18 protein-coding genes are annotated in these 20494 nt (G+C 63.8%); 2 read left to right on the forward strand and 16 right to left on the reverse strand.

The annotated features are described in order from the left end of the window. Nucleotides 1–6: 6 nt before the first annotated feature. The 13 genes from SLW74_RS11265 to SLW74_RS11325 form a co-directional block, all read right to left on the reverse strand. Nucleotides 7–648, reverse strand: coding sequence for a tetratricopeptide repeat protein (locus SLW74_RS11265; RefSeq protein ID WP_410928900.1), 642 nt, complete (start codon nt 646–648; stop codon nt 7–9). Next, nucleotides 645–1454 (reverse strand): SDR family oxidoreductase, encoded by an 810-nt coding sequence (locus SLW74_RS11270; RefSeq protein WP_410928901.1) that lies wholly within the window; start codon nt 1452–1454, stop codon nt 645–647. The genes SLW74_RS11265 and SLW74_RS11270 overlap by 4 nt, the downstream gene beginning before the upstream one ends. After that, on the reverse strand, nt 1441–2136 hold the full coding sequence (locus SLW74_RS11275; protein WP_410928902.1) for a TenA family transcriptional regulator: 696 nt from the start codon (nt 2134–2136) through the stop codon (nt 1441–1443). The genes SLW74_RS11270 and SLW74_RS11275 overlap by 14 nt, the downstream gene beginning before the upstream one ends. Next, a complete protein-coding gene (locus tag SLW74_RS11280) occupies nt 2133–3614 on the reverse strand; it encodes an AMP-binding protein (protein WP_410928903.1) in 1482 nt (493 codons plus the stop codon). Before SLW74_RS11280 ends, SLW74_RS11275 begins: the two co-directional genes overlap by 4 nt. Next, the gene (locus tag SLW74_RS11285) at nt 3604–4326 is read right to left on the reverse strand and encodes a thermostable hemolysin (RefSeq protein WP_410928904.1); all 723 of its coding nucleotides are present in this window, start codon (nt 4324–4326) and stop codon (nt 3604–3606) included. Before SLW74_RS11285 ends, SLW74_RS11280 begins: the two co-directional genes overlap by 11 nt. Before the next feature lie 262 nt (nt 4327–4588). Then, on the reverse strand, nt 4589–6331 hold the full coding sequence (locus SLW74_RS11290) for an ABC transporter ATP-binding protein (RefSeq protein ID WP_410928905.1): 1743 nt from the start codon (nt 6329–6331) through the stop codon (nt 4589–4591). Further along, the gene (locus SLW74_RS11295) at nt 6328–7275 is read right to left on the reverse strand and encodes an acetamidase/formamidase family protein (protein ID WP_065988861.1); all 948 of its coding nucleotides are present in this window, start codon (nt 7273–7275) and stop codon (nt 6328–6330) included. The genes SLW74_RS11290 and SLW74_RS11295 overlap by 4 nt, the downstream gene beginning before the upstream one ends. A 78-nt stretch (nt 7276–7353) precedes the next feature. Next, the gene (locus tag SLW74_RS11300) at nt 7354–8961 is read right to left on the reverse strand and encodes an ABC transporter substrate-binding protein (protein ID WP_410928906.1); all 1608 of its coding nucleotides are present in this window, start codon (nt 8959–8961) and stop codon (nt 7354–7356) included. A 26-nt stretch (nt 8962–8987) separates the two neighbouring features. Next, nucleotides 8988–9914, reverse strand: coding sequence for an ABC transporter permease (locus SLW74_RS11305; RefSeq protein ID WP_369319607.1), 927 nt, complete (start codon nt 9912–9914; stop codon nt 8988–8990). Continuing rightward, nucleotides 9914–10762, reverse strand: coding sequence for an ABC transporter permease (locus SLW74_RS11310; protein WP_265385353.1), 849 nt, complete (start codon nt 10760–10762; stop codon nt 9914–9916). The genes SLW74_RS11305 and SLW74_RS11310 overlap by 1 nt, the downstream gene beginning before the upstream one ends. Next, entirely contained in the window at nt 10759–11343 is a 585-nt protein-coding gene (locus SLW74_RS11315; RefSeq protein WP_065988865.1) for an ANTAR domain-containing response regulator, read from the reverse strand. Before SLW74_RS11315 ends, SLW74_RS11310 begins: the two co-directional genes overlap by 4 nt. After that, on the reverse strand, nt 11340–12500 hold the full coding sequence (locus SLW74_RS11320; RefSeq protein WP_410928907.1) for a transporter substrate-binding protein: 1161 nt from the start codon (nt 12498–12500) through the stop codon (nt 11340–11342). Before SLW74_RS11320 ends, SLW74_RS11315 begins: the two co-directional genes overlap by 4 nt. A gap of 293 nt (nt 12501–12793) precedes the next feature. Then, nucleotides 12794–13690, reverse strand: coding sequence for a LysR family transcriptional regulator (locus SLW74_RS11325; RefSeq protein WP_192130515.1), 897 nt, complete (start codon nt 13688–13690; stop codon nt 12794–12796). A 117-nt stretch (nt 13691–13807) separates the two neighbouring features. On the opposite strand from SLW74_RS11325, the gene SLW74_RS11330 reads away from it, so the two are divergent. Beyond that, nucleotides 13808–15298: an MmgE/PrpD family protein gene (locus tag SLW74_RS11330; RefSeq protein ID WP_065988867.1), complete on the forward strand. Its 1491-nt coding sequence runs from the start codon at nt 13808–13810 to the stop codon at nt 15296–15298. A gap of 105 nt (nt 15299–15403) precedes the next feature. Here the strand turns inward: SLW74_RS11330 and SLW74_RS11335 are convergent, their stop codons facing one another. The 3 genes from SLW74_RS11335 to tcuA form a co-directional block, all read right to left on the reverse strand. After that, entirely contained in the window at nt 15404–16708 is a 1305-nt protein-coding gene (locus tag SLW74_RS11335; RefSeq protein ID WP_065988868.1) for an MFS transporter, read from the reverse strand. A gap of 62 nt (nt 16709–16770) precedes the next feature. Further along, nucleotides 16771–17928, reverse strand: a complete 1158-nt coding sequence (tcuB, locus tag SLW74_RS11340) for a tricarballylate utilization 4Fe-4S protein TcuB (RefSeq protein ID WP_410928908.1) — start codon at nt 17926–17928, stop codon at nt 16771–16773. Beyond that, complete coding sequence (gene tcuA, locus SLW74_RS11345) at nt 17915–19369, reverse strand: FAD-dependent tricarballylate dehydrogenase TcuA (RefSeq protein WP_410928909.1); 1455 nt, start codon at nt 19367–19369, stop codon at nt 17915–17917. The genes tcuB and tcuA overlap by 14 nt, the downstream gene beginning before the upstream one ends. Nucleotides 19370–19563: 194 nt before the next feature. On the opposite strand from tcuA, the gene SLW74_RS11350 reads away from it, so the two are divergent. After that, nucleotides 19564–20484, forward strand: a complete 921-nt coding sequence (locus tag SLW74_RS11350) for a LysR substrate-binding domain-containing protein (RefSeq protein ID WP_192130331.1) — start codon at nt 19564–19566, stop codon at nt 20482–20484. Nucleotides 20485–20494 lie beyond the last annotated feature (10 nt).

Genomic DNA, 20494 nt, shown 5'->3' on the forward strand with positions numbered 1-20494 from the left:
GCTCCGTCATTTCAGTTTCTTGTTTACGTCCACCAGCAATAGCTGGATATCTTTACGGCGTCCACTGTCCGCCACTTCGCGACCGGGCCGGGGCGCGGCGAGCAAGGCTTTTTCCAGCGCGTCCTTCGCCTGGGCATAGTGACCCTGGCGGTAGAGATGATCGCCCCAGAAGTACAGCGGATCGATGCCGTCGGGATTGAGCTTGAGCGCCTGCTCCAGGAGTGCTTGGGCCTTATCCGGGTCGCCGAACCCGATGGGCCACCCGGGCACTCGATCGTACAGCGCAGCCAGGCTGGCGTAGGCGGAGCCTTGCAAGGCATTGGGGTCCAGCGTCATGGCTTTCTCGAGGTCGGCTTTGGCCGTTTTGACTTTGCTCAGGGCACCCAGTCCGCCCTGGGCACCGGCCCAACTGCTGGTGACAATGCCCGACCATATCCAGGCCTCGGCGACGGCGGGACGCTGCTGGGTGAAAGCGGCGGACGTGGCGGCCAACTGTTCAAATGCCGCGACGCGCTGGTCTTCCGGCAACTGGTATTGAATCCGTGCCCACTCCTGCTGAATCCCGGTCAGGCGTTGCTTGTCCGGTGCATCCAGTGCCCATACCGGTAGGGCGAGGGTGGCGAGCAGTACGACGAGTAGACGTTTCATGGCTTGGTGCTCTTTTCGTGAGTGGCGCTGCTGAAGCGGCGAATGAGGGGCAGGTGTTTGCGCAGCCCGCGGTCCACCACGGCAGGCAGCAGACTGTTGAGGCGTACGAAGAACTGTTCAGGCCAGCCCATGTAAAGCTCGCGCTGATTGCCGACAATGGCGCGAACAACCGCGGCGGCGACTGTCTGCGGATCGTCCTCGGCGGTTTTCAGGGCGGAGTTGAGGGCGCGCGCTGCGGGACTGTTCATCGTTGTGCGGGTAGCGCGGGGCGCGACGTACAGCACGCCCACCCGCGTATCCGCCAGCTCACGGCGCAGCGCTTCGGAAAACCCCCGCAGCGCAAACTTGCTCGCGCAATACGTGGCGTAACCGGCATAGCCGATCGAGCCATAGGTTGAGCCGACGTTCACCACCATGGCGCGGCTGGCCTGGCGCAGCAGCGGCAACAGCAGGCTGGTGAGCTGAATCGGCGCGTTCAGGTTGATGTCGAGCATCGAATCGATCTCGTGCCCGGGCAACTGCTCCAGCATGGCGAAATGATTGACGCCGGCGGCGTTGATCAGCAGGTTGACCCCGCTCATCGCTTGCGCCGTCATCAGCACGTGCTGACGACCTTCGGCGGTGGTCAGATCGGCCTTCACCCAGTGCAACAGATGCGGGTACTGCTGTTGCAACGGCAACAGCGGCTCCTGATGGCGGCAAACGGCGAGCACTTCGGTGCCATGGCTGCACAGCGCCTGAGCAATGGCCATGCCGATGCCGCCACTGGCGCCGGTCAGCACCACGCGCGCTTCAGACAGCCGCATGGTCGCGCTCCTTCAACGGTTCGGCATGGGCGAGGGGTAACTGACGAAACATGTCGGTGTACAGGCCGTAGACCACTTTCGAGGCCTTGATCACGGCCGCCTGATCCTCCGGATCCTCAAGGCGGTCCATCAGCGTGCGATAGGTCTCCATGTGGCCGATATCGAGGCTGCCATGGGAACTCAGGTAGCTGAATGCAGTGGCCGGCAGTGCCAGGCGCTGCTGAATGCTGCCGGCGGCATGGGTCGCCAGGGCGATGCTGGTGCCTTCCAGCACGTTGACCATGCCGAACAGTCCCACCGGGTTGCCCCGGGCGATGAGGTCGTAGAGGTAGGCGACCATGAGCTCGATGGGCAGACCGGGCGTACCCTCGCGCACGGCATCGGCATCGGCATCGCCACCGCAGGCGCGCAGGTCGTTGAGGATCCACTGCTCGTGGCCGTATTCGTCCTCGATGTACTCGCACACCGCGCCCCGCAGCCATTCCAGCCGGGAAGGCAGCCGCGCGCCACAGGCCATCATCAATGGCACGGTATGCCGCACGTGGTAGTAGGCCTGGGTCAGGAAAGCGCGATAGTTCTCCAGCGAGACTTCACCGTGCAGCGCCTGATGAATGACGGGCAGGTTGAACAGGGTCTCGCGCTCGGTGCGGGTAGCGTCTTGCAGCGTTTGGAAAAAACTCATGATTGAAGATCCTTTGCTCGCGTGGGCTCGGTGAAAAGATGTCGGTAGTTCGCCAGAATGGTGTCGCGCCGGGGTCGGCCGTTGGCGGTGGCCATGTCATTGGCGGTGGTGAAGGGCTGATCGAGACGGGTCCAGCTGTGGACGCGTGCGTAGTCCGGCAGTGCCTGGTTGGCCTGCTCGACAGCCTGTTTGATCTGCAGGTCGGTGGTGTCGGGGCGCAGCGGCCACAGCAACGCATGATTGCGTGACAGGGCTTCGCCGTAGACAAACGCCTGGGCGATCCGACCGCGTTGGGTCAGCTCCGCCTCGACCCACTCAGGGTTGACGTTGCGACCGTAGCTGGTCACGAACTGATGCTTCTTGCGGCCGTGAAGGTAGAGGTAACCGTTGGCGTCAAACTCACCAAGATCACCGCTCGGCCACCACTCCGGTGTGGGTTCTGCCTCGCCGAGATAGCCCAGCATCCGCGACCCGCGAATCAGGACCTCGCCGTCTTCGGCCAGGCGTATCTGCACATGGGGCAGGGGTCTGCCAACGCTGCCGGGATGGTGGGCGTCCGGGCGGTTGAGGGCCACGACCGACGCGCACTCCGACAGGCCGTAGCCTTCGTACACCGGAATGCCAAGGGCTTCGGCGCGCAGCAACAGTTCGTGGGTGACTTTGGCGCCGCCCACCGCGATGAAACGCAGCGCTGCCGGGTTAAACGCGCCCATCTCGCAGGCGCTGACCAGCAACAGCAATAGCTGCGGGACAAGGATCATGCTGTGGGGCTGTCGCACCGCCAGCGTCGACAGCAGACGCGGCAATTCCACACCGCTGGCCCCTTGAATGCCCAGGGTTCGCTGGCTTGGCAGGCTCAGCATCGCCCCGGCGTAAAGCGCGGCATAGCAGCCGACGTTTTCCAGCAGAATGGCCAGAGGCAAGAATGAAAGGTGGTGGGCGGGCTGGCGAGACTCGCTGGCGCGCTGCACCTCCATGGCCACCGTCAGCACGCTGGTGGCGTCCAGGCAGACGCCTTTGGGGGTGCCGGTCGTGCCAGAGGTAAACGTGAGCTTTGCTGTGCCCTCGGGCAGGGGCGACGGCTGACGGTTCGTGCGCAGCCAGAACCCCTCCTCATGACGGAATGCCGAGGAGGCGAGTTCACTGGCGTACTCGTCGTCGGCAATGACCACGTCAGCCTGGCTCTGCTCCAGGCAATGACGGCGCTGGGCTGCGCTGAAGAACGGCGGCAGCGTCACACAGGCCAGTCCTGCGAACAGAATCGCCAGGTCCCAGATCAACAGGTCCGGGCCATTCTCCAGGGCGAGGGCCACGACCCTTGCGTCCAGGTCCTTGAGCCTCTCCTGGCGCAGATTGATTTCGGCATCCAGCTCGGCATAACTCAGTTTCAGGTCGTCGCCCCACAGCGCACACGCATCGGGCTGCCCGGCGGCGAGATCAGCGATGCGTTGGCGGAATCTGCTCAGTTCAGGCGACATGGCAGCTGTCCTCCAGGGTCAGGGGCAACCCGAAGCGTTCAAACACGCCGCTGCTGCTCAAGTGCAGGAACCCGGAGCGGATGTCGCCGACGTGCACGCTGGGTTGAGAGTCGTAGTAATTGCCCCAGGCGTGCCGGTCTTCACCCAAGCGCAGAGGGTCGGCGAGGCACAGCGTGAGGGGGCGCAGGCCGAGGCGATTGAAGCTGTTCACCAGTCCGGCGTTGCCGGTGAAGGCCACCCATTCCAGGCCGCTCATGGCGAGCAGCCAGGTCACGGCGATGATGCTCAGCCGCGCGCTGCCCAGGTTGCTGGCGGCGAGGTTGCCCACTTCGACGATGCCCTGACGGTCCACCGGCCGGCCGGCACGGGCTTCGATCATGTGCTCGACGGGCTGGTCGAGATAGTGCTCCAGGAACAGCGGCCCGGAGGTCGCCACCCGCACGCCGGCCACGGCACAGAGCGTGCCGGTGTTGTCGTGGAGTCCGAACAACTCCGGCATGAAGCTACGGATCTCGGCGTTGTGCGCCTGGCGGAAGCGATGCTGGATGAACGTCTCGTAGGCGTCGCGCAGTGGCTCCTGAGACAGCGCACGATTGAGCGAGAGTGCCGGTGATTGCGCCGCGCCGAATTCCATAGGCAGGAAATCCAGAGGCAGCGCGCTGGACGGCATTGAGTTCGGTGGTAATCGGTTATTCCAGTCCAGACCCTGCATGGGTGTGGCTCCTCCCCAGTGGTGATGGGGTGGAGTATCTGGGTCGATTCTTAACGAAGTCTGAAGGTGAGAAATTTGCCTGGCCTGGCTTTCCTGCTGATCTTTGCGACGTCTTCAGACTGCCTTAAGACAGGGGCCTCAAGGTTCGCGGCATCAAGAAACATTCCCCCACTCAGCGAGCGCCCCGGCATGGTCCGCGACAAGACCCTGGGCCGCATGCTGCCGTGGTCGGCTGAAAAGCGTTAAGCGGTCACTGCCATCATCACTCCACCGCCACCCAGTGATCCGCCGCCACCGCCGAAAACCGCTGTGCCGGTGCGACAAAATCCGCTGCCTTGATCGGGTCAGGCCGTTCCAGCTCTTTGAGCAGGCTCTTGAAATCCCGGCGCCGGCCCACTTCCGGCACCGGCACTGCAGCGAGCAGGCGGCGGGTATAAGGGTGTTGCGGATTGTGCAGCACCTGGTCGCGGGCGCCGATTTCGACGATGCGGCCGCCGTACATCACCGCCACGCGGTGGCAGATGCGTTCGACCACGGCCATGTCGTGGGAAATGAACAGGTAGCTCAGCCCATGCTCGGCACGCAGCCGTTCCAGCAGCGCCAGCACTTGCGCCTGAACCGACACGTCCAGCGCCGACACCGATTCGTCCGCGATGATGACTTTGGGGTTCAGCGCCAGCGCCCGGGCGATGCAGATCCGCTGGCGTTGCCCGCCGGAAAACTGATGGGGATAGCGTTGAAGGGCGTCCCGTGGCAGATCGACCTGCTGCAGCAATTGCGCCACACGCTCGCGCCGCCGGGGTTCGGGCATCTTGTCGTGAATCAGCAGCGGCTCGCCCACCAGATCGAAGACGGTCTTGCGCGGATTGAGCGCAGCGTACGGGTCCTGAAACACCATCTGCACGTCGCGGCGCACCCGCTGCAATGCGTCACCCTGCAAACCGTTGAGTTCCTGCCCCAGCAATTTCACGCTGCCCTGATAGCTGAGCATGTTCATCAAGGCCTTGCCGGTGGTGGACTTGCCGCAGCCGCTTTCGCCCACCAGCCCCAGGGTTTCGCCCTGACGCAGCTCGAAACTCACGCCCTCGACCGCATGCACGGTGCGCGGGGTTTCGAACCAGCCGTGGCGCAAGGGGAAGCGCACGCTGAGGTCCTGAACCGCGAGCACTACCGGCTGTTCCGTCATGACATCAGGCGGCGGCGCACTGCCCAGCACCGGCACCGCGGCCAGCAATTTGCGCGTGTAGGGCGCTTGCGCGTCGGTGAAGACCTGATGCAACGAACCGCGCTCTTCCATGCGGCCCTGGTTCATCACCACCACTTCATCGGCCATCTCGGCGACCACGCCCATGTCGTGGGTGATGAGTAAAAGGCTGGTCGCGAACTGCTGCTGCAACTCGCGCATCAGCTCAAGGATCTGCGCCTGAATGGTCACATCCAGTGCGGTGGTCGGCTCGTCGGCGATGAGGATTTCCGGCTGGCAGAGCATCGCCATGGCGATCATCACCCGCTGGCGCATGCCGCCGGATAACTCGTGGGGGTACTGGGTCAGGCGCTTGTCGACCTGGGGCATGCGTACGGCGTCAAGCATGGCCCGGCAACGCTGGTGAATCTCACTGCGACTCAACGCCTCATGCCGGCGCAGGGTTTCCGCCAGTTGCTGGCCGACGGTCAGCAGCGGGTTCAACGACGTCATCGGCTCCTGAAAAATCATGCCGATGCGCTTGCCACGCAGGCTTTGCAGGTCCCGTTCCGGCAGGCTCAGCAGGTCGCGGTTGTCGAACAGGATCGCGCCACCGGGAACGCTGGCCGCCTTGGGCAGCAGGCCCATGATCGCCAGGGACGACAGCGATTTGCCACTGCCCGATTCACCGGCGATACAAAGAGTGCGGCGCGGGTACAGGGCGAAACTCAACTCATCGACCACCCGCCGCCGTGACGCGCCGCCACCGACGTCGATGCTCAGCCGCTCCACCGACAGACTCGGCTGATCGTCTGGCTTCACTGGAACACCACTTTCGGAAAGTAGAACGACACCACCCAGTTCGGCAGGTCGACGATTTCGCTGATGCGCAGATCGCCGCACACCGAGCACAGCATGTACGCCTGTTCCGCCGGCATGCGGTGCTCGCGGCACAACCAGTCGATGGTGTTGGCCACGGCCTGGCGGGCGGCCTGCATCAGGTCCGGGCCGATGCCGGTGAAGGCTTCGTAGCCGGCGCTGTCCAGGTGGCTGGTCACCGGTCCCGGCGTGCTGAAACGCGGCGTGGCCAAGGGCGTTTGCTTGATCAGGTCGAGCGTGACCACCACGTCCATGGCGCTCTCGATGGCGGTGCCGCAGACCTCGCCATCGCCTTGGGCCGCGTGGGTATCACCGATGGAAAACAACGCGCCGGCGACTTCCACCGGGAGGTACAAGATGCTCCCTGCCGCCAGGTCGCGGATGTCCAGATTGCCGCCGACCCGACGCGGCGGCACGATGGAATGCAGCCCGGCTTCGGCCGGCGCCACGCCCACCGTCCCGGCGAACGGCTTGAGCGGCACCTTGGCGAAATCACCAAAGGCGGCGGGGGCGAGGGTCTGCGTGTCGTAGTGCCAGAGCGCCAACGCCGGCGCCTGAAACTGATCGGCAAGGAGGCCGAAGCCGGGGATGTTGGCGGTCCAGCCGAAGCCACCGGGCTTGAAGCTGTCCAGGGTGATTTTCAGGATGTCGCCAGGCTCGGCACCCTCGACGTAGATCGGTCCGGTGACCGGGTTGATCTGGTCGAAGGGCATGACGCTGACGTCCGCAGCCTGGGACTGCGCGGTGAAATAGCCGTTGGACGAATCCCGGCAGTTCATTTGCAAAGTGGTGCCGGGCGCGACGCGCTCGACCGGGGTAAAGCGGTGGTCCCAGCCAAAGTGGCTGTTGACGCTGTGAATGGTCTTGACCAGGCAGTTCTGGCACATGGGTGCGGTCCTCGTGGCTAAGGGGTCAGGCGCAATGGCCTGTTCCAGCGAGATTGCCGGGGGACAGGCCAAGGGAAATCACTTCACCCAGATGGAGTCATAGTTGACCGGCACGTGGACCGGATCGACGTACAGCGCGTCGTCGCCGCCCATGCGCTTGGAGCGCACGGTGAAGCGTTGCTCGTTGAAGATCGGCACCCACGGCGCATCGGCCATGGCATCGATGAAGATCTTCTTCCAGGCCTCGGTGCGTTCGGCCTGTTGTTCCGGACGGGCCATGGCATCGGCTTTGGCGGCGCGTTCATCCAGCGCCTTGTTGCAGTACAACGACCAGTTCCAGCCGCCTTCGACCGCGCCGGTGCAACCGAGAATCGGGCCGTAGAAGTTCGACGGATCCGGGAAGTCGGCGATCCAGGCCATGCCGCCTGACCACACCATCGGCGCCTGGTCCCTGGAGCTGCCGGCGGCAATCACGTTGGCCTGGGCCAGTGACTTGATCTGCACGCGGATGCCGACCTTGGCCAGGTCTTGCTGGATCGACTGGGCGATGCGCGGTTGCGGGTCGGTGTTCATCACGTACAGGTCGGTGTCGAAACCTTTGGCCAGACCGGCGTCGGCCAGCAGTTTTTTCGCGCCTTCGACGTCGTAGGGCAGGCCCTTGTATTGGGTGTCATAACCGGGCATCGCCGGCGGCAACGGTTGGTTCGCCGGTACCGCACGACCATTGATGATGCGCACGATGCGTTCCTTGCTGATGGCCATGTTGATGGCTTGGCGCACCTTGAGGTTGTCGAACGGCGGCAGGGTGGTTTTCAGCGTCACGTAGCCGGTCTGCAACTGGTTGCCGGTGACCAGCAACTGCCTGGACGCCGGGTCGTTCTTGAACTGCAGGAATTGCGCGGGGGGCACGCCGTCGCCGGCAATGTCCACTTCGCCCTTGTTCAGGCGCAGCAGCGCGACCGTCGGGTCCTGGCCGATCTCGAAGGTGATCTTGTCGACGTAGGGCAGGCCCTTCTGGAAGTAATTGGGGTTCTTCACCAGTTCCAGTTTCTGCCCCAGTTTCCACTCGGCCAGGCTGAACGCGCCGCTGCCCACCGGGTGCTTGCCGAAGTCGGCGCCCCATTGCTCGACCGCTTCTTTGGGCACGACCGAGGCGAAGTTGATCGCCATGATGTGCAGGAAGGTCGCGTTCGGTGCGCTCAGCGTGATGGTCAGGTGCTGGTCGTCGACCACCTTGATGCCGCTGAGGGTCGTGCTTTTGCCGCCGGTCACGTCGTCGTAACCGACAATGGAGCTGAAGAAACCGGCGCCCGGGCTCTGGGTTTTCGGGTTGACGGTGCGCTCCAGGGAGTACTTCACGTCATTGGCGACCAGATCACGGCCGTTCTGGAATTTCACGCCCTTGACCAGGGTGAAGCTGTACACCAGCCCGTCCGGGGAAATGCTGTAGTCCTCGGCCAGGCTTTTCACCAGTTCGGTGGTGCCGGGCTTGTAGTCCATCAGGCGGCCGAACAGGCTTTTGATCATCGACCAGTTCTGCCAGTCGTAGCCGATGGCCGGGTCCAGGGTCGCCACATCGTTCTGGTAGGTGACCACCACATCGCCGCCGCTTTTCGGCGTGTCGGCCCACAGTGGCGTGGTAAACAGCGTGGCCGCCACGGCCAGGGTCAGCGCGTTGATCTTCATTGTTGTGCCCCGTTGTGTTGATGGATTCAGTGCTGCTTGATGTCGATGCGCGGGTCCACCAGCGGGATCACCAGATCCGCCAGCAGGTTGCCCAGCACGATGGCCACCGCCGACAGCGTGGTGACGCCGACGATGACCGGAATGTCGACTTGCTGGATCGACTGCCAGGCGAGCTGACCGATGCCCGGCCAGCCGAACACCGACTCGACCACCACCAGCCCGCCCATGAACACGCCGATGTCGATGCCGATCATCGGGATCACCGGCACGATCGCGTTGGGCAGCACGTGCACGAACACGATCCGCGCCCGGCTCAGGCCCTTGGCCCGTGCCGTGCGGATGAAATCCTGATGCAGCACTTCGATCATGGAAGAGCGGACCATGCGCGAATACCAGCCGCTGCCGAGCAGCCCCAGGGTCAGCGCCGGCAACATCAAATGGCTGGCGCCGCCATAGCCCCCCAGCGGGAACCAGCCCAGTTGCACGGCGAAGAAGTACAGAAACAGCATGGCGGCGATGAACTGCGGGGCCGACACACCAACAAAGGAAAACGCCATGAGCAGCTTGTCGGCGAAGCTGTCGCGCTTGAGCGCCGCGAGCATGCCCAGGCTGATGCCGATCAACAGCTCGAAACCGATCCCGGCGGCCATGAGTTCCAGAGACGGGCGCAGTCGCGCGCCGATCAGTTCGCTGACAGCGGTGCGCTGGATGTACGAGCGGCCAAGGTCGCCGTGGAGCAGGTTGCCGAGATAACTCAGGTATTGCTGATAGAAGGGCAGGTCCAGGCCCAGTTGCGCCCGAATCGCCGCGACCACTTCAGGGCTCGCGCTGCGCCCGGCGATTTGCCGCGCAGGGTCGGCGGGCAGCAGGAACAGCAGCAGGTAGGTGATGAAGGTCACGCCGAGCAGAATCAGCAGCGCGTAGCCGACCCGGCGGCAGATAAACGGCAGCATCAGCGACGCCCCTTGAGTGTGGGGTCGAGTTCGTCGCGCAGGGCGTCGCCGACCAGGTTGAACGCCAGGGACAGCAGGATGATCGCGGCGCCGGGAATGAACACCAGCCACGGGGCCGAGGTGAAGTACGTCTGGCTCTCGAAAATGATGTTGCCCCAGCTCGGCGTCGGTGGCTGCACGCCCACGCCCAGATACGACAAGGTGGCTTCCAGCAAAACGGTGGTGGAGATCCCCAGCGTCGCCCACACCAGAATGGTTGGCAGCAGATGGGGCAACAGGTGCGAGAACAGAATGCGCAGGGAACTGGCGCCGAGGGTGCGCTCCACGGCAACGAAGTCCCGCGCACTGAGCGCCACGGTTTCGGCGTAGATGACCCGGGCGATCTGCACCCAGTTGACCATCGCGATGACCATGGCCACGATCCACACGCTGGGCTGGAAAATCGCCGACAGGGCAATCGCCAGCAGCAGCGCAGGGAAGGCCATCATCAAGTCGGTCAGGCGCATCAACACGCTGCCGAGCCAGCCGCGCACAAAGCCTGCGGTCAGGCCCACCAGCGTACCGATCAGCACCGCCAGCCCGTTGGCCAGCACACCGATGAACAGCGAGGTGCGCGCGCCGAAGATCAACCGCGACAGCAGGTCACGGCCAAGCAGGTCGGTGCCCATCCAGTACGGCGTCGCCGGGGCCATGGGCGCGCCTTCCATCGTCAGCCCCTCGACGAATTGCTCGTCCGGGTCGAAGGGGCTTAGCCACGGGGCCAGCGCCGCGAGCAGCACCACGGTGACGATAAACAACAGCGAAACCGCCACGGCCGGCCGACGCAGCAGGGCTTTGAGGGTGTTCATGCGCGGTCCTCGTCCCGCGCCGCGAGCAGTTCCACACACAGTGCTTCGATCGGACGATTGAGCTGCATCGACAGACTGCGCAAGCGCTCGTACGCCGTCGCCTCGTTGATGCGCTGGGTCACCATCAAGCGCGCCAGGGCCTGGGCCATGAGCGGACGCAGCGCCAGGCGCTGTTGCAGCTCGTTGAGTTGTTCGGCATCGGCGCGCTGACGGTCGCGCAATCCCACCGCCATCATCAACGTGGTGTAGACCGAGCCCTGGCTGATGGGCTTGTTCAGCAACGCCGTCGCGCCGAGCTGCAGTGCCCGCTGGATCTGCGACAGGGTTTCGTGAGCCGTCAGCGCGACGATGGGAATGCTGGCCGCGTTCAGGGCCTGAACGGCGAGTGGGCTGGCGAAATGTTCGATCTCAAGGATCGCCGCGAAACAGCCCCGGGTGTCACAGGGCGCGTCGTGCTCGAGCACCTGCGAGTGAATCCCCAGGCGTTGCAGGCTTTTGCCCAGATTGCCCTGACTGCGTTCATCGCAGTCGATCAGCAGCAAGTGGCCCTGGTCGAAAGCAGGAAAGGCGCGTGTGTTCATTTGACGATCCTCAAGCGCGGCGCCGGGATGGCGTGTCGGTCGACCACGTCGGCGTGTACATCCGTAACAGTGAGATAGGGGTCGGCGGCGATCGCATGAGGCGCCGACTGCACCACATGAAAGCGCCCATCACGCAGCTCAGCGATATGACTGGCCAGCGCGCTGTGATGATTGCGCGCCGACAGGCTGACGGTGCCCAGCACGCTGGCGACCGGGTGCCCGTAAAGGTGCTCGCAAATCGCTTTTGGCGATGCATCTTCGCTGGTGTGCAAGGCGTCGGCGAACACCCTCAGCGCCGTGTAGGCGCTGGTGTAGTAATGCGAACAGGTGCGCGGACCATGACGCTGCTGCCCCTCGCAAAACGCCGGATTCAGGGTTTCGAAAAACGGCCCGCACGACAGCAGGCGCAGCGCCCGCATCGGGCCGACCGCTTCGAGCTCCGCTTCGGTCAGGTTGCAGCTGAGCACCGGCAGGCGCAGGCCATGGCGCTCGGATGCCTGGTCCAGTTGCTGCAGAAAAGCGTAGGACGACTCACCCACCAGGTTGTTCAGCACGAACGCCGGCGGGTCCTGAATCAGCCCGTCGATCAGCGTGTCGAAGCCGGTCGAGCCCAAGTGCCAGTACTTTTCCCCGAGCACGTCGGCCCCGTTGGCTTCCAGCACTTCCCGGGCAATGCGGTTGCTTTCCCAGCCCCAGACGTAGTTCGAGCCCAGCAAAAATGCCCGCCGTCCAAACTGGCTCAAGGCGTAGCGCAGCAGCGGCAGCAGCGTCTGGTTAGGGCATCCGCCGAGGTACAAGACGTTTTCGCTGCTTTCGTAACCTTCGTAGGGGCTCGAATACCAGAGCAGCGCGCCGTGCTGATCCAGGTCCGGAATGATTTCCTTGCGGCTCGCCGACAGCGTGGTGCCGAAAATGTGCCGGACCCCCGCACTCAGCAACTGCGCGATGCCGCGGCGGTAGCCCGCCGGGTCGCCTTGGGGATCAACGCAGATCGCCTCCAGTCGCACGCTGCGGCGGGCGTCGGCGTTGACTTCGGCAAGCGCGTCCTGCAACCCGAGCAAGGCACTGCGGCCCATGCGCCGGTAGGTGCCTTCGGTCGAGAGCAGAAAGCCAACGTGAACGGTGGGGCGCAGGTCGGGAGTCAAAAGGTTCGGCATGAACAGCATCCATAAAAAAAGCCCGATCAACCCGGTGGGGGTCGATCAGGCTTCGATACCTGGCGCATTCGAGGCGCGTATGTGGACGAGACTTAAGGACCGGGGTCCGGCTTGCCGTTTGCGTTGAGCATGAAATAAGCGTGCCAAGTGAAAATTCACCGGGTTGACGGCCTTCGCTGGCGTTGGTCTGCACGGCATGGCTCCGCAGTGGGGCGCTCGGTCATGAAGCGCTTCAAAGCAGGGCGCAGGGTTATAGCCCAACCCCAGCGTCCAGGCCCTCGTCGACCGTGAGTTCACTGCGCCAAGGCGGCGGCTGCAATCATCTGGTAAGCGCGCTCGGCCGCGGGTGAGAGAATTCTGTCTCTGCGCCTGATCAGCCCGATGGTGCGATTGACCACTGGCCTTGTCAGCGCAACGGTGCATAACTCGGTATGGGCAAGGTGCGCAGGGATCGCCAGTTGCGGAACTGCGGCGACCCCCAGCCCGGCAGCAACCATGTCCACCACCGTGCGCACATGCCTGGCTTCACAGAGCGGCTCCGGAAGTTCCGGTACGCCCGCCAGCGCGAGGTCAAGCAGGAGCCGATTTCCGCTGGCTTTGGTGACGGCAATGTAATCGTGGCGATTGAGGTCCGCCCAGGTGACGGATGCCCGGGTGGCGAGGGGATGGTCGCGGCGGCAGATCATCACGAATCGTTCTTTGAAGATCGGCGTGAATTGCAGGTTGGCCTCCTGCGCGCCGATGTAGTTCACACCGAAATCGGCTTCATTGCGCACCACAGTAGACAGCACGTCACTCGCGCCGTCGTCCAGCACTCGAACCAGAATGCGCGGATACAGCTGCTGAAATGCCTTCAACGTGCCCAGCAGGCAATGGTTCAGCGCTGTGGGCACGCAGGCGATGGTCACCTCGCCGCGCATCCTGCCGCTGCCCTCGCTTATCCCCAGCATTGACTCCTCGAACGTGTGCACCACCAGCCGCGCCTTGCGCGAGAACTCGCGTCCGGTTGCGGTCAGTTCAACGCGTCGGGTGGTCCGTTCCAGCAAACGGACGCCCAGGTTGGCCTCCAGTTTTGAAATGCGCCGGGATAACGCTGGCTGGGAGAGGTGCAGTTCTTTCGCAGCGGCACTGAAGCTGCCCAGTTCGGCAACCGCCACCAGCGCACGTAAATCGCCCATCTCCACATTCATGTTGGCCATGCATAAGTTCCCATTATTATTGCAATTAACTTGGGGAGGGTTGTACGCCATGATGACCCGGTGCGCACTCGCACGTGCATCCACATAATCATAAGCACAGGATCACCCATGAACCCTTTTAACCGCCGCACCCTGTTGAAGGCTGGCGCCGTTGCCTCTGTCGCCAGCGCTGCACCGGGCTTTGTCTTCGCCGCCCAGCCTGCCGCCGCTGTCTCAAACGCCTCCATCGCCGCTAAAACGAATGAGCCGTCGGATGGGGAGGGCGTGACCCGCCTGCTGGCGGCTTATCTGGTCAAAGCGCAGTACACAGATCTGCCGGAGAACGTCCGGAAAGAAGGGTGCCGCACCCTGCTGAACTGGGTCGGCGTGGCGGTGGGCGGGTCTCATCACGAAACCGTGGAACGCGCCATTGCGGCGCTCAAGCCTTTCTCGGGCGCGGCTCAGGCCGGTCTGCTCGGTCGCACCGAGCGCTTCGACATCATGAACGCCGCCTTCCTGAACGGCGTGGCAAGCCACATTTTCGATTTCGATGACACCCATCTCAAAACCATCATCCATCCGGCGGGCCCAGTGGTCTCGGCGATCCTTGCGCTGTCGGAATACCGCCCGGTTTCGGGCACCGAGTTTCTCAATGCATTGATACTCGGCGTTGAAACCGAATGCCGCATTGGCAATTCCGTTTACCCAAACCACTACGATGTCGGCTGGCATATCACTGGCACAGCGGGGGTATTCGGTGCTGCCGCGGCGGCGGGCAAGCTGCTTGGGCTCACTGAGCAGCAAATGGTCTGGGCGCTCGGCCTCGCCGCATCACAACCGGTAGGGCTGCGGGAGTCCTTCGGCTCCATGAACAAAAGCTTCAATCCAGGTCGCGCGGCCAGTAACGGCTTGTTCGCAGCCCTGCTGGCGGCGCAGAACTTCACCAGTTCGGACGGGATGATCGAGGCCAAACGCGGTTGGGCGCACACCATCAGCACCAAGCAGGACTTCAGCCAGATCACTGAAGGGCTCGGCACCCACTACGAGGCGGCGCTCAACACCTATAAACCGTTTGCGTGCGGGATTGTGATTCATCCGGCCCTCGATGCGGCCATCCAGTTGCGCAATCAGTACACGCTGACCGCCGACCAGATCGCCAGGGTCGAATTGAAAGTCCACCCGCTGGTCATCGAACTCACCGGCAAGAAGACGCCGAAAATCGGCCTTGAAGGCAAGTTCAGCATCTATCACTCCGTTGCGGTGGCCATCATTCAGGGCGCGGCCGGGGAGCGGCAGTACAGTGATCAGGCAGTGCTCGACCCGGCGGTGATCACCCTGCGGGAAAAGGTCGTGGCGACGGTGGATCCGGCGATCAGGCCGGAGCAGGTCGACATGACCATCACGCTCAACGACGGGCGCACCCTGCACAAATTCATCGAACATGCACTCGGCAGCGTCGAGGTCCCCATGTCCGATCAGCAGCTTGAGGCGAAATTCCTCGACCTGGCCAAAGGCATATTGCCGGACAGCCAGGCTCGGAAGCTGATGCGTACCTGTTGGGATGTGGAAAAGTTGGCCTCAGCGGCAGACATCAGCAAAGCCGCGGTATCTGCAGCCTGACAGCGTTGATCGTCAACAGCCCAGGGGAGGGCGACGGTGGCTCGGGACGTTTTGTCTGACACTGTCGCCCATCGCCCATCGCCCATCGCCCATCGCCTCAGCGAATCACGGCGCCGCCGCAACGACCTGCGCGCGCTGGCGATACAAGACCAGCGTCGCACCGAATCCGCAGATCGCCGCAAACATCAGCCAGAACGCCGGCGAAGCTTTGTCCCCCGTCGCCTGCACCAGAAAGGTCGACATCGCCGGGGTGAAGCCGCCGAACACCGCCGTTGCCAGGCTGAAGGCCAGCGAGAACCCCACCACGCGCACTTCCTGGGGCATGACCTCGGTCAGCGCTGCGACCATCGCGCCGTTGTACATGCCGAAGAAGAACGAGAAATACAGCAAGACTGCCAGCAGCCGCTCGAAGCTTGCCGCTTCCGCCAGCCAGTGCATCGCCGGGTAGGCCGTGAGGATGCACAGCAGCGAAATGCCCAGCAACAGGGGCCGACGCCCGATGCGGTCAGACAATGCGCCACCGATGGGCAGCCAGATGAAATTGCTCAGCCCGACAAACAGCGTCACCACCAGACTGTCAGTGGTGCTCAGGTGCAGCACGGTTCGGCCGAAGGTCGGGGTGTACACGGTGATCAGGTAAAACGTCGTGGTGGTCATCGACGCCAGCAACCCGCCGGCCAGCACCGTGCGCCAGTTTTCGCGCATCGAACGAAACACTTCGCGGGTGCTGGGATGGTGCAAACGGCGCTTGAACGCTTCGGTCTCTTCAAGGGAGCGACGGATCACGAAGATGAACGGGATGATCACGCAGCCGATGAAGAACGGAATGCGCCAGCCCCACGCGGCGATCTCACTGGCCTGCATATACGTGCTGATGCCGTAGCCCAGCGCGGCGGCGAGGATGATTGCGATCTGCTGACTGGCGGACTGCCAACTGGTGTAGAAGCCGGTGCGGCCCGGGGTCGCGATTTCGGCGAGGTACACCGACACGCCACCCAGCTCAGCCCCCGCCGAAAAGCCCTGCAGCAACCGTCCGAGCAGCACCAGGACCGGTGCAGCGACGCCGATGGTGGCGTAACCCGGCACCAGCGCGATCAGCACCGTGCCGCAGGCCATGATTGCCAGCGTCACGATCAGGCCTTTGCGCCGACCCACTTTGTCGATGTACGCGCCCAGCACGATCGCGCCGAGCGGACGCATCAGAAAGCCGGAGCCGAACACGGCGAAGGTCATCATCAGCGAGGCGAACTCGCTGCTGGCCGGGAAGAAGGTTTGGGAGATGTAGGTGGCGTAGAACCCGAACAGAAAGAAGTCGAACTGTTCGAGAAAGTTGCCGCTGGTGACGCGGATGATGGCGCCGACTTTCGCGGCGCGCGACCGCGTGGCTTCGGGGGTGGGGGTGCTGTTCATGGCTAATCAGGACTCTTTGTTTTTATGGAGTGGGCAACGTGTGTGCATCGGTGTTGCGGGCTTCAGTCACTGCCCGCGTTGATCGGATTCGGCTGACGTTTTTCGATGGAGTACTTGAGCAACGCGGCGCTGCGAAAGATGCCGTGGGCGAACTTGCTATAGGGCATGGTCAGGAAGAAGGCCATGACCAGTCCCAGATGGATGGCCAGCAACAGGCCCAATGCGTTGCTTTCGCGGAACGCCAGCAGGGCCAGACCGCTGCCGCTCACCAGCGGCAAGAGGGCGATGAAGCCGCGGTCCATGGGCTTCTGCTTTTCATCACACTGGTCCGGGTTGCGCCGCAGGTTCATCCACAGCAGCCCGGCCGGGCCCACCAGCAGGCCGATGCCACCAACCACCCCGAGCATCACCGGCAGGCTGAAAATCGGGTAGGGCGCCGACCAGTCGAGCAAGTAGTGATACAGCGTCGCCGTTCCGGTGGCGGCGAAGCACAGCATGAATCCGTAAAAGGTGAAGTGGTGAAAACGCCGGCGCCACAAGGTGAATTTATCGTCAGCGTTGGTGCAGCCTTCGCCGTGACCGCCGTCCAGGTACTTGAGCTGGGCGACGTTGGCCGTCGCTTCCAATGCAGCGCTGGCCTTCAATGGCAGCGTCGATTGTGCGGGCGACACATTGCGCCAGAATCGGCGCACGCCAATGCCCAGGGCCAGCACGGCAAAGCCGAACACCGCGCCGAACATCAGGGCCAGGGTGTTGTGCGGGAAGATCCCGTAGAAGTTGCCGCCCGGCATGGCGGTGAACAGGTTGCCCATGACCATCAGCGTCAGGCACAGGAAAAACGCCAGACCGGCCCCTGACGCCAGCGCCAGGGTCAAGCCATTGCGCTGGTACAGCGTGCCCAGCGCCTTGGGCCAGGCGTATTCGGCGTAGGTGTCCAGACGCACCTTGGCCATGGCCTTGGGCACATTGATCGCGAATTCGTGGGGCGCCGCGTACTGACAGGCCGACAGGCAGGCGCCGCAGTTGTGACACAGGTTCGCCAGATAATGAATGTCGGCCTGATTGAATTCGAGGCGACGGGTCATGGCCGGGAATACCGCACAGAAACCTTCGCAGTAGCGGCAGGCGTTGCAGATGGTCATCTGCCGCTCGACTTCGCTCTCCTGCAGGTTGAGGACCAGGATCAAGGCGCTCGGCGCCTGTGGATCAAACAGTTGCATGTCGGAGTTCCGATTTCGCTGAAGAGGGACCGAAGCCCGCTGAGGCGGCTGCCTGCACGCCGGCGATACGGCCGAACGCAGTGCCGATGGCCATGCCGATGCCCGCCGTGTAACCCTTGCCCAATACGTTGCCGGCCATCATCTCGCCAGCGACGAACAGGTTGGGGCTGGGCTTGCCCTGAAAGTGCACGGCGGCGGTGTCGTCGGTGGCCAGCCCGAGGTAGGTAAAGGTCACCCCCGGCTTGAGCGGGTAGGCGTAAAACGGCGGCTTGACCAGCGGCCGGGCCCAATGGGTCTTGGCCGGCGTCAGGCCTTCGGTGTGGCAGTCATCCAGGGCGGTGTGATCGAAGGTGCCGACCTGACAGGCCCGGTTGTAGTCCTCGACGGTCTTGACGAAGGTCGCTTCCGGCAGATTCAGCAGCCCCGCCAGCGCTTCCAGGGTGTCGGCCTTGGTGCCCGGAAAAACCGGCGGCATGAAGCGGCCGACGGCTTGCTGGTCGATGATCGAGAACGCTTGTTGATTCGGCTGACCGGCCACCAGACGTCCCCAGATCGCATAGCGCTTGGGCCAGAAATCTTCGCCTTCGTCGTAGAAACGTTCACCGTCGCGGTTGACCACCACGCCCAGAGACACACAGTCGATCCGCGTGCAGATGCCGCCGTCGTAGAGCGGGGCGCGGGCGTCGATGGCCACCATGTGTGCCTGGGTCGGGTCGCCGATGATGTCGGCGCCGAGGTCCTGCATGCGCCGTAGCAAAACGCCGGTGTTGAAGCGCGTGCCGCGAATCAGGAAGTTGTCCGACGGCCATTCTCCGCGCGCGTTCTGGCCCCAGGCTTCGCGCAGCCACTCACGGTTGGATTCGAAACCGCCCGCCGCCATGACACAAGACCTCGCCTCGATGCGCTCAGCGGGGAGCAACTGCCCATCCACCTCCCGCTCACCGACGTGAGCGGCGACGAACGCGCCGTCCTTCATCTCGATGTCAGTGACTTGGGCGTCGTAGCGAATCTGGATGCCCAGACGTTCGGCGCTGCGGAAATAGGCGTTGATCAGTGCTTTGCCCCCGCCCATGAAAAACGCGTTGGTGCGCGCCACGTGCAAGGCGCCCGACAAGGGTGGCTGGAAGTGCACGCCGTGGGAGCGCATCCAGTCGCGGCAGGTGGCGGAGGCCCGAATGGCGATGCGCGCCAGCTTTTCATCGGTCAGGCCGCCGGTCACCTTGAGCAGGTCTTGCCAGTATTCCTCTTCCGGGTAGGTGTCGATCAGCACATCCTGCGGCGCATCGTGCATGCAGCGCAGGTTGCGGGTGTGCTGCGAATTACCGCCGCGCCAGACTTTCGGCGAGCCTTCCAGCAACATCACGCTGGAACCGGCTTCCCGGGCCATCAACGCGGCGCACAAGGCCGCGTTACCGCCGCCGATCACCAGAACATCAACCATCATCACTCCTCGTCACGCCAGCGCTGGACAGAGTGCAACTGGCGGTGATGAACAGTAGGGACAGGCGCCGCTGGCCGAAAGGCGGGTTAAGGCGAGGGGGCTTTAGTTTTAGTAAAGGGTTAGGCTACTCGGAATACGTATCCTTTGACGGCTGACTTTCCGCAGCTTGCGTCATAGCTCAACGAGGAGCCCCTGTGGAACTGCGCCAACTTCGCTATTTCGTCAAAGTCGTCGAGATGACCAGCCTGGGGCGCGCCGCCCTGGAACTGAATGTCGGCACGTCCGCCTTGAGCCAGCAGATGAGCAAGCTCGAAGACGAGTTGGCCACGCGCCTGCTCAATCGCACCTCCACCGGCGTCAGCCCGACAGCGGCGGGCCTGGCGTTTCTGCACCATGCGCAACTGACCCTGCGCCAGGCCGACGCCGCCGTGCAGGCCGCGCAACGGGGGCGGATGCGCGGCTACGTCAGCGTTGGCCTGCCACCGACCACGGCCAGCGTCCTGGCGTTGCCGCTGATCGAAGCGATGCGCGCGCGTTATCCGGACATCCAGCTGCACCTGGTGGAGATGCTCTCCGGCTACCTCGCCAGCCAGCTCAGCGCGCGACAGCTGGACCTCGCCGTGGTGTTCCAGGCCGACATCGCCCGGCGCTGGACCATGATTCCGCTGCTCGACGAAGCCGTAACCCTGCTGCACGCCCCGGGCTTCCCCGGCATTCCCCCTGGCGACACCCTCAGCCTCGCGCAGATCGGCGACATTCCTCTGGTGCTGCCGAGCAGCGGCCACGGCCTGCGCGCCACCCTCGCGAACGCTTTCGAAGCGGCCGGCATGCCGTTGAACGTGGTGATGGAGATCGACGGGCTGGCGACCTTGATGGACGCGGTGCGCCACGGCGTCGCCGCCACCCTTCAGCCCGGAGCCGCGGCGGCACGCTTTGCCGGGTCGGGATTGTGTGTGGTGCAGATTCACGAGAAGCACCTGATGCGCCGCAACACCCTGGCCAGTTTGCCGGACGACGAGCTTTCGCCTGCGGCGCTGGCGGTCCGGGTGGTGATTCGGGATGTGGTGAGGGAGTTGGTGGAGAAGCGCGAGTGGCCCGGGGCGACCTTGCTTTGAGTCGCGGCCA

This window comes from Pseudomonas sp. W5-36 (genome assembly GCF_046540455.1).
In the GTDB taxonomy this organism is placed as follows: domain Bacteria; phylum Pseudomonadota; class Gammaproteobacteria; order Pseudomonadales; family Pseudomonadaceae; genus Aquipseudomonas; species Aquipseudomonas graminis_B.

Coding starts and splice junctions, on each gene's coding strand:
- SLW74_RS11265 (WP_410928900.1), bottom strand. CDS start 648: ATGAAACGTCTACTCGTCGTACTGCTCGCCACCCTCGCCCTACCGGTA.
- SLW74_RS11270 (WP_410928901.1), bottom strand. CDS start 1,454: ATGCGGCTGTCTGAAGCGCGCGTGGTGCTGACCGGCGCCAGTGGCGGC.
- SLW74_RS11275 (WP_410928902.1), bottom strand. CDS start 2,136: ATGAGTTTTTTCCAAACGCTGCAAGACGCTACCCGCACCGAGCGCGAG.
- SLW74_RS11280 (WP_410928903.1), bottom strand. CDS start 3,614: ATGTCGCCTGAACTGAGCAGATTCCGCCAACGCATCGCTGATCTCGCC.
- SLW74_RS11285 (WP_410928904.1), bottom strand. CDS start 4,326: ATGCAGGGTCTGGACTGGAATAACCGATTACCACCGAACTCAATGCCG.
- SLW74_RS11295 (WP_065988861.1), bottom strand. CDS start 7,275: ATGTGCCAGAACTGCCTGGTCAAGACCATTCACAGCGTCAACAGCCAC.
- SLW74_RS11300 (WP_410928906.1), bottom strand. CDS start 8,961: ATGAAGATCAACGCGCTGACCCTGGCCGTGGCGGCCACGCTGTTTACC.
- SLW74_RS11305 (WP_369319607.1), bottom strand. CDS start 9,914: ATGCTGCCGTTTATCTGCCGCCGGGTCGGCTACGCGCTGCTGATTCTG.
- SLW74_RS11310 (WP_265385353.1), bottom strand. CDS start 10,762: ATGAACACCCTCAAAGCCCTGCTGCGTCGGCCGGCCGTGGCGGTTTCG.
- SLW74_RS11315 (WP_065988865.1), bottom strand. CDS start 11,343: ATGAACACACGCGCCTTTCCTGCTTTCGACCAGGGCCACTTGCTGCTG.
- SLW74_RS11320 (WP_410928907.1), bottom strand. CDS start 12,500: ATGCCGAACCTTTTGACTCCCGACCTGCGCCCCACCGTTCACGTTGGC.
- SLW74_RS11325 (WP_192130515.1), bottom strand. CDS start 13,690: ATGAATGTGGAGATGGGCGATTTACGTGCGCTGGTGGCGGTTGCCGAA.
- SLW74_RS11330 (WP_065988867.1), top strand. CDS start 13,808: ATGAACCCTTTTAACCGCCGCACCCTGTTGAAGGCTGGCGCCGTTGCC.
- SLW74_RS11335 (WP_065988868.1), bottom strand. CDS start 16,708: ATGAACAGCACCCCCACCCCCGAAGCCACGCGGTCGCGCGCCGCGAAA.
- tcuB (WP_410928908.1), bottom strand. CDS start 17,928: ATGCAACTGTTTGATCCACAGGCGCCGAGCGCCTTGATCCTGGTCCTC.
- tcuA (WP_410928909.1), bottom strand. CDS start 19,369: ATGGTTGATGTTCTGGTGATCGGCGGCGGTAACGCGGCCTTGTGCGCC.